The organism is Parasphingorhabdus sp. JC815, assembly GCF_040717415.1.
GTDB lineage: Bacteria > Pseudomonadota > Alphaproteobacteria > Sphingomonadales > Sphingomonadaceae > Parasphingorhabdus.
The window spans coordinates 1-13,089 of record NZ_JBFEFM010000004.1; the positions used below are offsets into that span (position 1 = coordinate 1).

Consider the following 13,089-nt stretch of genomic DNA (forward strand, 5'->3'; position numbering starts at 1 on the left):
CGCAACCGCCGGGTCGCTCGATGCCGAAATCGCCTTCGTCCCGATCCCGCGGATCGAGAAATTATACATGCTGAAATTGCTTTTCGAAAAGGTCACGTTGGGAACCGCTCGGAGCAGCTCCGAGCCGCTTTCGATTTTGCGCTCGTCCAATGCCGCCGACGACAATGCGGTTACGGCGATCGGAACATCCTGCACAGACTCCTCACGCTTTTGCGCTGTCACGATGATTTCGTTGTTTGTGTAACGGGGATTAGTAGCGGTAGTGTCAGCGTCGTTTCCCACAGACACAACCGAATAAGTCTGCGATCCCGTCCGACGTGCAACGAGGCCAGTGCCTTTTAGCATCACCACAAGCGCCTGTTCGGCCGTCATATCACCGCGAACCGCATTGACCTGCTTGCCCTTGGTATCTTTGCGAGCCGCGACAATCTGGATATCGGCCTGCCTACCGAGTTCCGTTATGCCAGTTGTTGCTGACTGTGCTGGCACGTCGAAGCTTTTGGTTTGAGCGAATGCCGGTGTCGCCACCACTCCCGCTACACAGACAATTGCGGTCGTGGCCATATATGCACTACGGCTGATTTCTATCCCCATATTCCCCTCCTATATCGGGCGTTTTATTTCACGCCTCCGATCTATAAGAGCCCCATGCCGCAATTTTCCTTCTTCTATTGACGGATTTATTTATTGGCCAGGCTCACCAATACGGATTTGGGCGGAATTGGACAGGTCAACCGGCACGCCTAAAGTAACGTGAACGGACTGTGCGAAGCCTTCTGGATCATCTGTCCGGAAAACTCCGTCCAGTTGCTCAACGGCAATGGCGGGGTCCGCGATGACCACAATCCGCTGATTATAACGGTTGAATTCGGCCGCAGCAGCATCCAGTCGTGCGCCAGAGAGGTCTATTTTGCCATTCCGCCACGCAAGAGTGCGGTCAATAGCCGATGGCGCGACGGGCACCTGCTGCATCGCGGCATCGTCGGCAATAAAGCCACGCGATCCGGCTTTTAGCTGTATGCGTTGGCCTTCAGCGCCATTAGCCCATATTTCAACAATGCCCTCAGTGACCATCACTTCGGTCTTGCTGCTATGTCGCCGAACCGAGAAGGCAGTCCCTACTGCGCGGATACGTGCACGACCCGCCGCGACTATAAAGGGCCGCTGTTGATCCTTGGCAACCTGGAACCATGCCTCACCCCGCTCAATAGATATATTGCGGGCTGCATCGCGCAGCTTAACATCGATCGCGCTGGCGGTGTTAATTACGACTATTGAGCCGTCTGCAAGTGGTACCCGCCGGATCTCACCCACTGAAGTACTATAGCCGGTCCCCCCCAGCAACATGATACCGCCCGCAATAGACGCCGCTATGGCTGTGCTGCCACCTGCAAGAACAGTTCGACGGTTCAGCCATAACGCAGGCTTTTCTTGTTCTGTTTGTACGTTAGCTGATGGTCGAGGGATATCTAACGCCATCCACGCTGCTTGCGCTCTCAGCAAAGCGCCGGGATGACGAGGATCGCGTGCGAGCCAACGTTGAAGTCCATCCTCCTGTGCGCTGGTCCACTGCTCGCCGTCCATCTCTGCGACATATCTCGCGGCCACTTCATCAATGTCGTAGGCGGTCTGCTGCTTCATGATTGCCTCTTACGATCATCAATTACTGCCAGTTTTTGCTCGGCCTGTGTTTCACCTTCCCTCCATGCGCGCAGCACGGCTTGCACACCGCGAAAAACTTCATTTTCAACGATGCTTTCCGTCACACCGAGTTCTTTCGCGATTTCCCGCTGTGAATAGCCATCAAGCTTTCGCATCCGAACGATGCGTCTGCGCCGCTCTGGCAAACCGTCGATCAGCGCAAGAATACGTCGGTATTCAAGCCGACTGCCTGCTTCGCGCTCTGGCGAGGGCCGCATATCGTCCTGAAAAGCATCAATTTCAGCAATGGCTTCTATTGGCACGATCTTGGAGCGCCGAAGACGACGAACCAGAAGATTACGGGCGATGGAGAAAAAATAGGCGTCGGCGCGATCAATATGATCGACACTATCCAGTGCTGCAAGCCGCGAGTAAGATTCCTGTATCAAATCGTCAACGTCCTCCTGAGACGCATGGCGCGCTAGCCAGATACGCACGGGCCGTTCATGGGGAATGACATGCTCCGTCACCCACGCGGCCATGCGGCGCCGCCGCTCAAAATACGCGCCCTTCGTCGTGACCTCTACTCTCCTCCCCAGGAAATATATGATCTTTAACTCACAAGAGTCGCAGGCGCTATTTTTCCTTCTTATTTCCGATAATTTTTTTTCGGTCGGACAAACTGGTACATAATGCAACGCCACCAGCGCCGCGGGATATTGAACATAAGGGGAAGAAAGTGGTGCCCGAAGGCGGATTCGAACCACCGACACAGCGATTTTCAGTCGCTTGCTCTACCAACTGAGCTATTCGGGCAACGGGCAGGAAGGTTGTTCCTACCGATTTAGAAGCGCCGCTATAGGCGGGCCTTGCATGGCTTGTCTAGCCTAAAAATTGCTGTTTTGTCACGCACCTTCAAGACTCTCCGTCACGGCCGGATTCTCCGGCGAAATGATCAGCCAGTTGGTTTGGTGAAACCGGTGGGCCGGGGACCTTATATCCCTCGCCCAGCCATTGCAGTAAATCACGGTCTTTACAGCCTGCACTGCAAAAAGGCGCAAATTCAGCGGATTTCGGTTTTCCACATATTGGGCATGACGTTGTTTTAGATTTTGACATAAGAAATTTCTACGTGACCAGATCAGGAAACAAGCCAGTGAGCAAAATAAGCCCGATTATCACGGGGCATACCCAGCGAACAAGAAATAGCCAGATGCGCTGCATACCGCCGCTCAGTCCATTTTCTCTATTGATCAGTTTCCGGTCGACCACCCATCCGACAAATACCGAAACCAATAGTGCTGAAACCGGTAACAGGATTTTAGCCGTCAACTCATCAATAATACCGAAAACCGGCTGATCAGCAAATATGATGAAATTCAGCGGTTTGAAATCGGCCTGGCTATTGAAGGAAAAACTGGCCCAGCCACCAATCATGAAAGCCACTCCGCCTAGGAGGATTGTCATCAGCCAGCGCGGCTGATTAAATCGTCTGATTGCCCAGCTAACCGATGCTTCGAGCAATGCCACCGAACTGGTCAGAGCTGCAAAAAATACCATGATAAAAAACAATAATCCGATTATTGACCCGCCGGGCATGGATTGAAAAGCGACGGGCAAGCTGACGAATAATAACCCTAGCCCCCCTTGCACCTGTTCTGTTCCATCCAGAATGGCCTGCAAACTTAGCGGTGCCAATGTAGCAAAGATGATCGGAAATATTGCCAATCCCGCAACAATAGCAACTGACGTATCTGCCGTTGCAATTTGCACCGATGTTTTCGCAAGATTTATTTCTTTTGAAGCATAAGCCCCATAGGTAATCATTAACGCAGAACCCAGAGAAAGGGAAAAAAGCGCCTGACCAAGGGCTGATAGTTGCACCGACGGATCAAGTAGGCGCGCGGGTTGAAAATCAAACAGAAAAGCCAGAGCAGCACTGAACGCGCCATTAAACGCGCCATAGACGGTTATGCCGATTATCAATAAGAAAAAAATCGGCATCAACCAGACCGCCACTTTTTCAATACCACCGGTTACACCGCGGCCAACCGCAAAAATGGTCATAGCCATAAATATGGCGTGCATCATCAACATTTGGGTGCTGTTGGCGTGCAATGCGGGCAGTATTGCCTGCACCTCCGCGACTGAACGATCCTCTAGTGCGCCATCGGCGAGGGTATTGGCACCGATTGCCCCGATTGTATCGCTGACAAAAATACCAATAAAATGGACGATCCATCCTGCAAGCACGCTGTAATATGTCAGAATTAAAAACGCACCGACCATCCCGACACCAGCTGCCACCGACCACCAGCTGGATGCACCGGATTCCCTCGCGACATTCTTAAAGCTGCCGATGGCTGAAGATTGACCATGCCGACCGACCAAAGTTTCAGACAAAAGAATCGGTAAACCTATCAGACATACACAGAATATATAGAAAATGACAAAAGCACCGCCGCCATTGGCACCCGCCTCCGCAGGGAACCTTACAAGGTTGCCTAGACCAACGGCAGATCCCACGGCTGCCAAAACAAAGGCCGTCCGCGAGGACCAACCTTCGCCTGTTGGTGTTGCTGGTCCTGCCATTCTTAATCTCCCCAAAAAATATTTTATATTATATGTCGTCCAAACGGCTTAGTTGCTATGGTTACTAGCCCTTCACCAGCATTGGGCCAAGTGGTTTTCCGGCAAATATGTGGACATGAAGATGCGGCACTTCCTGATGCGCGTTCTGACCAATATTGGCGAGCAGGCGATAACCTGCCTCAACCATGCCTGCCTCCCGCGCGACATGGCCTACAGCGCGGACGAACCCGCCAATTTCAGCATCGCTAGCTTTTGCGGAAAAATCATCCCAGCTTACGTATTTCCCCTTGGGAATGACCAATATATGCTGCGGCGCCTGTGGATTTATATCTTGAAAAGCAAGAACATGCTCATCCTCGTAAACCGTTTTATTAGGTATTTCCCCACGAAGGATTTTCGCAAAAATATTATCGTCATCATAAGGCAGGGTTGCATCAATCGCCATGAATTAATCCTTTCTCGAAGCTTTTTCAGTAATACCCGATAGTCCCTCGCGCCGAGCTAGTTCGGTCAACACATCATCAATAGATAAGTCCATATCGGCTAATAGGACCATGAGATGGAACAGAACATCTGCGGCCTCCCCTGTCATTCCTGTCTTGTCATCCTGCACAGCAGAAATTACCGCCTCAACGGCTTCTTCGCCTAGTTTCTCCGCCATTTTGGCACGGCCTTTTGCCCGCAAGCTGGCGACATAGCTGCTTGCGGGGTCCGCACTGCGCCGTTCACGGATGGTATTGTCCAGTTTTTTCAGGATATCGGTCATAAAGGCCCGTTTGCGCGAGCAACAGGACAGCCGTCAAGCCTTAGGTTAACACCGGAGAGAATAATCCAAGAGAAAGGGCCGTCGAATCCCCCGATGACGGCCCTTTCATGGTGCAGCAAGATCATAGATCTGCGCTCCAATAGTGACGAAACATTACAATTCTTCAGTGCGATATTCCAAAACCGGTGTTTATCTCAGACATTTTGAAAAACGCATAAACTACCTACGGCTGCTCAACTAATCTTAAGCATCTGACTAGCAGAATATAGGCGCGCAGAAAAGTGCAAGTTAACCTAAGATTAACTTTTGCGGCCATCTGCCCCATTATGGGACCGTTGCTGGATGTTGTAAATTACCGGTTATTTCCCGCGATCAAATATTGTTCCGGGCTGGCAAACCAGCATCGCGAAGCGCATTATGTGCATCCGCTATGCTGTGCTGGCCAAAGTGGAAAATCGAGGCCGCAAGCACAGCATTGGCACCGCCCTTTACCACGCCGTCAACCAGATGGTCCAGATTGCCGACACCGCCGCTGGCCACCACCGGAATGGAAACAGCATCAGCAATCATTCGGGTCAAATCCAGATCATAACCATCGCGTGTTCCGTCCCGGTCCATTGACGTTACCAGCAATTCCCCCGCCCCAAGCTCCGCCATCCGCACGGCATGGTCCAGTGCATCAATTCCGGTTGGCGTCCTTCCACCATGGGTGTATATCTCCCAGCGCGGCACTGCTCCGGAGTCTACCACCCGCCGGGCGTCTATGGATGCAACCATGCACTGGCTGCCAAAGCGGCTAGCTATATCGCTGACAACTTCGGGACGTGTGACAGCTGCGCTGTTGACCGCGACCTTATCAGCGCCAGCCATTAGTAAAGCGCGCGCATCATCTGCTGTACGCACGCCGCCGCCGACCGTGACAGGCATAAAACACACCTCCGCAGTCCGTCGCACGACATCAATGATCGTATCGCGCTGTTCATGGCTAGCTCCGATATCGAGGAAGCACAGCTCATCAGCCCCCGCAGCATCATAGGCACGTGCTTGCTCCACCGGATCACCGGCATCTTTCAAGTCGACAAAATTAACCCCCTTGACCACACGGCCACCTGCAACATCAAGGCAGGGTATTACGCGGATACGAACAGTCATATCTATCGCTTCGCCATCGCTATAGCTGTCTCCAGATCAAGCCGCCCGTCATATAGAGCCCTGCCGGTAATCACGCCTTCGATACCATCGTCGGTAAACTGGCTAAGCATATGAATATCATCAATCCCTTTAACGCCGCCACTAGCGATGACGGGAATATCGACCGCACGGGCCAGATCGACCGTTGCATCTATATTACATCCGGTCAACATACCGTCGCGTCCTACATCGGTGAACAATAAAGACGCCACACCGGCATCTTCAAACCGTCGAGCCATATCAATCACACTGACCTGTGAGACATCGGCCCAGCCTTCAGTCGCGACCATGCCGCCGCGCGCATCAACCGCGACGACAATGCCACCTTCATATTCTTTAGCCATATCACGGACAAATTCTGGGTCTTTCAGCGCCGCTGTGCCAATGACCAGCCGTGCTACGCCAAGCTCAAACCAGCGCTCGACCGTCTCCCGGTTTCTAATCCCGCCGCCAAGCTGAATATAGCCGGGGAAGCTGGAAACAATCGCTTCAACCGCTTCGGCATTGCGCGGAGAACCGGCAAACGCGCCATCCAGATCGACGACATGGATATGCTCTGCTCCAGCGGCGGCAAACAGCCCCGCTTGCTCCGATGGATTATCACCATAGACGGTTGCGCGGTCCATGTCCCCTTCGGCCAAGCGTACAACTGCGCCGGATTTCAGGTCGATAGCAGGAAATACGATCATGGTTTCCACTCCAGAAAGCGTTTCAAGAAAGACAGCCCATAGGCCTGACTTTTTTCAGGATGAAATTGCACACCGACAATATTATCACGACCGACTGCTGAAACCAGCGGCACTCCGTGATGGGTCGTAGCCAATATATCATCAGTATTTGTAGCATCAAAATGATAGCCGTGGAGGTAATATGCCTCACCCGCCAAGATTAGATTATGAGCGCCTTCTCCCGGATCAGACCTTGGTGTCGGTGTGACATCATTCCACCCCATATGCGGTATTTTTATATCCGCAGAAGGTGCTTCGATGGCTTGGACCGTCCCGTTTATCCAGCCAAGCCCCTGATGCTCCCCAAATTCGATACCCTTGTCAGCCAGCAATTGCATGCCGACACAAATGCCAAGAAAAGGCGTGCCTTTTCCGTGTACCCGCTCATCCAGCGCAGCGATCATGCCATCAATCGCGGCCAGCGCATCACGGCAAGCTCCAAATGCGCCGACGCCCGGTAAGATAATACGATCAGCAGCCGCGACTACGTCCGGATCATTGGTCACGGCAATACCCGAGGCACCGGCTGCGATCAGCGCATTATGCACGCTACGCAAATTGCCGGCACCAAAATCAATCAACGCTATGGTTTCAGACATTACCCGCCAAGCTGCCCTTTGGTTGAAGGAACAGCATCACCTTTACGCGGATCACGTTCTACTGCCAGACGCATGGCACGGGCAAAGCCCTTGAAGATGCTTTCGGCAATATGGTGGTTATTTTCGCCATAGAGCAATTCAATATGAAGCGTAATTCCTGCCGCTTCGGCAATGCTTTGGAACCAATGTTTGATCAGTTCCGTATCCATCTCGCCCAGTCGCTCTTGGGTAAACCCAGCCTGCCATGCCAGCCACGAACGCCCTGAAATGTCCAGAGCAATCCGGCTAAGCGTTTCATCCATCGGAGAATAAGTGCTGCCATAACGCACGATTCCCGCCTTGTCGGCGAGCGCCTGATTTATCGCCTGCCCCACAGCAATGGCACTGTCCTCGGTCGTGTGGTGCTGGTCAACATGCAAATCGCCCTTGATCCTCATGGTCAGGTCGATCAACGAATGGCGCGAAAACTGTTCGATCATATGGTCCAGAAAACCGATGCCGGTCGAAATATCATATTCTCCGGTTCCGTCGAGGTTCAACTCGACAAAAATCTCTGTTTCCTTGGTGTTGCGTTCGATTTTCGCTGTGCGTGCTTCTATGGTCATAGCGGTGCCTATAATGGCTGGATTATTACAAGCAAGCCGTTCGCTGTAAAACGCAAAATATCACAGTCTGTGAACAAATGTTCAAATAGTCTTGACCATGCCCGCGTATCGCGCCACCTAGAGTTAATGAACGATAGCGCACCAGACAGTCTGATTCCATATGATGAAATAGTACAAGAAGCTTTGCGCGCGGTTGTAGGGCGCGTGTTGGGCGAGGTGGAGGCCAATGGCCTTCCAGGTGAACATCATTTTTATATCACTTTCAAAACCCGTGCGCCGGGCGTGGAAATACCTGATCACCTTATCGCAAAATTCCCCGATGAAATGACGATTGTTTTGCAAAACCGGTATTGGGATCTTTCGGTCGGTGAAGACCGGTTTGAAGTAGGGCTCAGTTTCAACCAGATAAGCTCTATGCTCCACATCCCGTTTGCGGCTATCACCTCTTTTGTTGATCCGGCGGTCGATTTTGCCCTGCAATTTCAAGTCGATGAAGTCGAAGGTCATCTGGATGCACATGAACCCGCTGAAAATGACGGTGATCAGGAACAGTCAGAGAAAACCGATGACGGTTCCAACGTTGTGACAGTGGATTTTGGCAAGAAGAAATAGCTACTATTCAACTTTTTCTGATAAGTAGCAGCCAGAAACAAGTTCCGGATGACGATTTGGTAGCTTGGTGATACACTCGTCGCCATGACCAACACCCGCACAGAAACTGATAGCATCGGCCCCATAGAAGTTCCGCAGGACGCATATTGGGGTGCACAGACACAACGCAGTATTGAAAACTTCCCCTTTCCCCGTCATGAACGCATGCCGATCAGGGTAATTCATGCCCTCGCTACGGTTAAGCAGGCCGCCGCTCGTGTGAACGGTGCTCATGGAACGGAGAGCAAGATTGCTCCCGAAATTTTTGGCGCGATTGATAATGCCGCCGATCAGGTGCGCTCCGGAGCGTTTGATACACAGTTTCCGCTGACCATCTGGCAGACCGGGTCGGGAACGCAATCGAATATGAATGTTAATGAAGTAATCGCTGGAATTGCTAATGAAAATCTGACTGGTACACGCGGTGGAAAAGCGCCCGTTCATCCCAACGATCATGTGAACCGCGGGCAATCATCCAATGACAGTTTCCCGACCGCCATGCACATCGCCGCGGCATTAGCACTGGAAGTAGAGCTATTTCCCGCACTAGAGCAATTACATGATGCGCTTGAGGCCAAAGCACAGAAGTGGAAAGCCGTTATCAAAATTGGCCGCACCCATTTACAGGATGCAACGCCCCTAACGCTGGGTCAGGAATTTTCCGGTTATGCCGCACAATTGCTCGCCGCGCGCGACAGGATAGAAACAGTATTGCCACGCTTGTATCAATTGGCACAGGGCGGAACGGCTGTTGGAACCGGCCTGAACGCTCCGGATAATTTCGGTGAACAAATAGCCCGCGAAATTGCCAAGATTACCGGGCTGAACTTTACCTCTGCACCGAATAAATTTGCCGAGCTGGCCGCACATGACACGATGGTTGAGCTATCAGGTGCACTCAATACTCTTGCGGTTGCCCTGACCAAGATTGCTAATGACATCCGCCTGCTGGGTTCTGGTCCGCGTTCGGGTTTAGGCGAGCTCAGTCTGCCTGCGAACGAGCCTGGTAGCTCGATAATGCCGGGAAAGGTTAATCCGACCCAGTGCGAAATGCTGACCATGGTTTCAGCGCAAATGATAGGCAATCATCAGGCAGTGACAGTTGGCGGGATGCAGGGGCATCTGGAGCTGAACGTTTTCAAACCGATGATCGCAGCCAATGTCCTGCGCTCCATAGAAATTGCGTCTATCGGTATGTCGAGCTTTACAACCCGCTGTGTCGAAGGGTTGGAGGCCAATGAAGCCCGTATTGCCGAGCTAGTCGATAATTCATTAATGCTTGTCACCGCGCTTGCTCCGGTCATCGGCTATGACAAAGCCTCCCGGATTGCCAAACATGCCCATGAAACCGGAAAAACCCTGCGCGCGGCAGCGCTGGATCTGGGATTGGTCGATGCGGAAACCTATGATGCTTATGTCCGGCCTCAAGATATGACTAGATAATTTCAGTTTAATTGCAACCTTTCCATAACTTAGACGTTGAATTTAACGACTTCCCACAGGCGTTTAGTGCGTTTTCTGGATGAAAAGCGTCTGTAATCGGGGGATAAAGATATGGGGAAAAATGACTAATACGACTAGCACCACTGAAATATCAAAAGACTTTGCTGACAAAGCTGAAACTTCTGTCGAAATTTTAATACAGCAATTAAATGCTATGTGGGAGGGGCTGGTTGCTCTTGTTCCCAGCATGCTGATCGCTGTCGTGGTCCTTGTGATCACTTGGATCGTAGCGCGTTTCGCGGCCAAAATTGCCGGGCGGCTGACAGGCAAAGCCTCGATGAGGCCATCCTTAAGGCAATTGGTGGATACCGTGACGCGCATCGCCATCTGGGTCATCGGTCTGATGATCGCGCTGACCATCCTGCTTCCCGGCCTTACCCCGGCAAGCTTGCTTGCTGCGCTTGGCTTTGGCGCTGTAGCGATTGGTTTCGCATTTCAGGATATTTTTGAAAATTTCATGGCCGGTATTCTTATTATGCTGCGCGAGAAAATGCGTATTGGTGATTTTATTGAATGTGAAGGGGTCGAAGGGCGAGTGGAGCATATTGCATTACGCGAAACCCACATCCGCAAACCAGATAAGGAATTGACCATCGTTCCCAACGCCATTTTATTCAAAAACCCGGTCAAGATTCTGACCGATGTTACTAAACGGCGTCATGAAATGATTGCTGGCGTATCCTATGATACCGATTTGGAGGATGCCCGCAAAGTTATCCTGAATGCAGTGCAAAACGCGGATCATGTTGATCAGGACGAAACAATTGATGTGTTTGCCCGCGAATTTAATTCCAGCTCCGTCGACTTTACTGTCCGCTGGTGGTCGGGATCGCAACCTCGCGACATGCACCAAAGCCGTGACACGGTCATCCGGGCGGTCAAAGCCGCGTTGGACAACGCGAATATCGAAATTCCCTTCCCCTATGTCACCCATACTTTCAAGGAACCTGTGCCGTTCAAAAGCTCCGATAATAATAAGGATTGAACCCATGTCATTCATTAGGAATCTTACGACCTCTTATATAGGCAATAAAGCGCGTCAACAGGCTAACGGCACCGGATTGATGGGCTTTGGCATCGGTGTTCTTGCTGCTCGTCTTGCAACCCGTTCTATTCCTGGTGCGCTGTTTGTTGCCGGTGTTATCATCGCCAAAGCGGTTTATGACCGTGCAAAGGAAAAATCTTCAACGGAGATCAAGCGACTTCCGGCGCCCGATAAAATGACTGAAATCGATGATAAGATTACCCCGCCCGCTAAAGCCGACAGCGCGACCCATAATATTGCAGCGAGCCGATAGAAAAGAAAATACTGCCTCGCGGTTGCGGTCAATTAATATGAAATAATTATACCGCAATATACGGACATTATTACAAGTATATATGGCGCAAATTAGCGCATATAGCAGCACTTTCAAACACAATTTATAAATGACTTCCCTAAATCGATTCTCCTGCTAGCATCGCTGGATAAAAAGTCGGGAGAGAGCTTTGGCAAGCACACAGGTAACGCGGGACGAAGGTAGGCCTTCGATTCCGGCGAAGCATCGTAAATTCTACGGCTGGAACAATGCCGCCCTTCTGTTTTTTATCCAGTTCGCATCTTCCGGATTTGTCACCTATGCTTATGCTGCGGTTTTCCCTGCTATGGTTGTGGCAATGGATTGGGACCGGGGGGATGCGTCCATCGCGCATAGCCTCAACTTTCTGATGATTGGCATAGCTTATCCGGTCACCGGGTGGATGATCGGGAAATGGGGTGTGCGCTTTACCCTTACTACTGGACTAATGCTTGTTTTGATCGGGCTTTTGCTCACCGTTCTTCTCGTTACACAAGTCTGGCATTGGATATTGATCTGGGGATTTCTGATCGGAGCCGCCGGAGCGCTGGCTGGTCCGTTGTGCTGGCATACTGTCGTGATACACTGGTTTGACGCCAGACGCGCGACGGTTCTGGGCATCATGCTAACCGGCAGTGCGCTGGGGGGTTTTGTCGCGCAACCGGTGCTAATGGGAGTTATGGACAGTTTCGGTACCTGGCAATCGGGCTGGCTGGTCAGTGCAGCAGCGGTTGGAGCGGCTGTGCTTTTGACGCGATTCATTATCAATCGGCCACATGACATTGGTCAGTATCCTGATGATATTGATCCGCGAGACGCTAAGGACAGGAATCAGAAATCTATTCCCACGGCACGCACTTACCGCAGCGCACATAACTGGACACTCAAGGAAGTTTTCCGGAGTTATGCGGTCTATTTAGCTATGATTATCAGCATCACCTACCTAGGCGTCGGAACATTTTTACTGACCCATGGCGCACTTTATTTTTCTGATATTGGGATTTCAAGTCTACAGACGGCCTCCATAATCAGCATGTTCATTCTGGGTAATGGAATGGGTCGCATGCCGGCAGGATGGCTGGGAGACAGGATTGAGCTGCGCTGGTTGATGGCGGCGATTATGACGGCCATGCTTATCGGTTTCATCATGCTATGGGCTTTACAATATCCACTCACATTGGCTCTCTCCGCTTTCATATTGGGGTCCTGCTATGGCGGACTTTTTGCGCTGACCCCTGCACTGACCAGTAATTTTTTTGGACAAGGTAGTTTTGCGAAAATCAACTCGGTTTTAGCACCCTTACTTCTGCCGTTCGTTGCCATAGCCCCTGCCGGGGCGGGTTATATTTTCGATATATATGGTAGCTATGACCGCGCCTTCATGATCGGCACGATACTGCTCATCATGTCAGTAATTGCGGCGGTCTGTCTGAAACCACCTCGCCACATGACTGTGGCAAACACAGTTTGATAAAC

The 13,089-nt window shown here is 51.5% G+C and carries 16 protein-coding genes and 1 tRNA gene; 5 read left to right on the forward strand and 12 right to left on the reverse strand.

The window, feature by feature from the left end; all coding sequences use genetic code 11:
* The 12 genes from AB1K62_RS09895 to hisB form a co-directional block, all read right to left on the reverse strand.
* The coding region (locus tag AB1K62_RS09895) for a secretin and TonB N-terminal domain-containing protein (RefSeq protein ID WP_367003367.1) at positions 1 to 594 on the reverse strand (594 nt) is incomplete at its 3' end.
* Between the two features lie 90 nt (positions 595 to 684).
* Complete coding sequence (locus AB1K62_RS09900) at positions 685 to 1,641, reverse strand: FecR domain-containing protein (RefSeq protein ID WP_367003368.1); 957 nt, start codon at positions 1,639 to 1,641, stop codon at positions 685 to 687.
* Entirely contained in the window at positions 1,638 to 2,183 is a 546-nt protein-coding gene (locus AB1K62_RS09905; RefSeq protein ID WP_367003370.1) for a sigma-70 family RNA polymerase sigma factor, read from the reverse strand. The genes AB1K62_RS09900 and AB1K62_RS09905 overlap by 4 nt, the downstream gene beginning before the upstream one ends.
* A 198-nt stretch (positions 2,184 to 2,381) precedes the next feature.
* Positions 2,382 to 2,457, reverse strand: a tRNA-Phe gene (locus AB1K62_RS09910).
* A gap of 99 nt (positions 2,458 to 2,556) precedes the next feature.
* Positions 2,557 to 2,760 carry a DNA gyrase inhibitor YacG gene (yacG, locus tag AB1K62_RS09915; RefSeq protein ID WP_367003371.1) on the reverse strand — a complete coding sequence of 68 codons (204 nt, stop codon included), beginning with the start codon at positions 2,758 to 2,760 and terminating at the stop codon, positions 2,557 to 2,559.
* A gap of 9 nt (positions 2,761 to 2,769) precedes the next feature.
* Positions 2,770 to 4,233, reverse strand: coding sequence for a sodium-dependent transporter (locus tag AB1K62_RS09920; RefSeq protein ID WP_367003372.1), 1,464 nt, complete (start codon positions 4,231 to 4,233; stop codon positions 2,770 to 2,772).
* Positions 4,234 to 4,297: 64 nt separating this feature from the next.
* Positions 4,298 to 4,678 carry a histidine triad nucleotide-binding protein gene (locus AB1K62_RS09925; RefSeq protein ID WP_367003374.1) on the reverse strand — a complete coding sequence of 127 codons (381 nt, stop codon included), beginning with the start codon at positions 4,676 to 4,678 and terminating at the stop codon, positions 4,298 to 4,300.
* 3 nt (positions 4,679 to 4,681) lie between these two features.
* A complete protein-coding gene (locus AB1K62_RS09930) occupies positions 4,682 to 4,999 on the reverse strand; it encodes a phosphoribosyl-ATP diphosphatase (protein WP_367003375.1) in 318 nt (105 codons plus the stop codon).
* A 372-nt stretch (positions 5,000 to 5,371) separates the two neighbouring features.
* Positions 5,372 to 6,151 carry an imidazole glycerol phosphate synthase subunit HisF gene (gene hisF / locus AB1K62_RS09935; RefSeq protein ID WP_367003377.1) on the reverse strand — a complete coding sequence of 260 codons (780 nt, stop codon included), beginning with the start codon at positions 6,149 to 6,151 and terminating at the stop codon, positions 5,372 to 5,374.
* Positions 6,152 to 6,153: 2 nt separating this feature from the next.
* Complete coding sequence (gene hisA, locus AB1K62_RS09940) at positions 6,154 to 6,879, reverse strand: 1-(5-phosphoribosyl)-5-[(5-phosphoribosylamino)methylideneamino]imidazole-4-carboxamide isomerase (protein ID WP_367003379.1); 726 nt, start codon at positions 6,877 to 6,879, stop codon at positions 6,154 to 6,156.
* Entirely contained in the window at positions 6,876 to 7,517 is a 642-nt protein-coding gene (gene hisH, locus AB1K62_RS09945; protein WP_367003381.1) for an imidazole glycerol phosphate synthase subunit HisH, read from the reverse strand. Before hisH ends, hisA begins: the two co-directional genes overlap by 4 nt.
* Positions 7,517 to 8,122: an imidazoleglycerol-phosphate dehydratase HisB gene (gene hisB, locus AB1K62_RS09950; protein WP_367003382.1), complete on the reverse strand. Its 606-nt coding sequence runs from the start codon at positions 8,120 to 8,122 to the stop codon at positions 7,517 to 7,519. Before hisB ends, hisH begins: the two co-directional genes overlap by 1 nt.
* A 126-nt stretch (positions 8,123 to 8,248) precedes the next feature.
* Here hisB and AB1K62_RS09955 point away from each other — a divergent pair, with 126 nt between their 5' ends.
* The 5 genes from AB1K62_RS09955 (at position 8,249) to AB1K62_RS09975 (ending at position 13,084) form a co-directional block, all read left to right on the forward strand.
* Positions 8,249 to 8,734, forward strand: a complete 486-nt coding sequence (locus AB1K62_RS09955; protein WP_367003383.1) for a ClpXP protease specificity-enhancing factor SspB — start codon at positions 8,249 to 8,251, stop codon at positions 8,732 to 8,734.
* Between the two features lie 84 nt (positions 8,735 to 8,818).
* Positions 8,819 to 10,216: a class II fumarate hydratase gene (gene fumC / locus AB1K62_RS09960; RefSeq protein ID WP_367003385.1), complete on the forward strand. Its 1,398-nt coding sequence runs from the start codon at positions 8,819 to 8,821 to the stop codon at positions 10,214 to 10,216.
* Between the two features lie 121 nt (positions 10,217 to 10,337).
* Entirely contained in the window at positions 10,338 to 11,261 is a 924-nt protein-coding gene (locus AB1K62_RS09965) for a mechanosensitive ion channel (RefSeq protein WP_367003386.1), read from the forward strand.
* Positions 11,262 to 11,265: 4 nt separating this feature from the next.
* Positions 11,266 to 11,574 carry a hypothetical protein gene (locus tag AB1K62_RS09970; protein WP_367003387.1) on the forward strand — a complete coding sequence of 103 codons (309 nt, stop codon included), beginning with the start codon at positions 11,266 to 11,268 and terminating at the stop codon, positions 11,572 to 11,574.
* Positions 11,575 to 11,764: 190 nt separating this feature from the next.
* On the forward strand, positions 11,765 to 13,084 hold the full coding sequence (locus AB1K62_RS09975) for an MFS transporter (RefSeq protein ID WP_367003389.1): 1,320 nt from the start codon (positions 11,765 to 11,767) through the stop codon (positions 13,082 to 13,084).
* Positions 13,085 to 13,089: the final 5 nt, after the last annotated feature.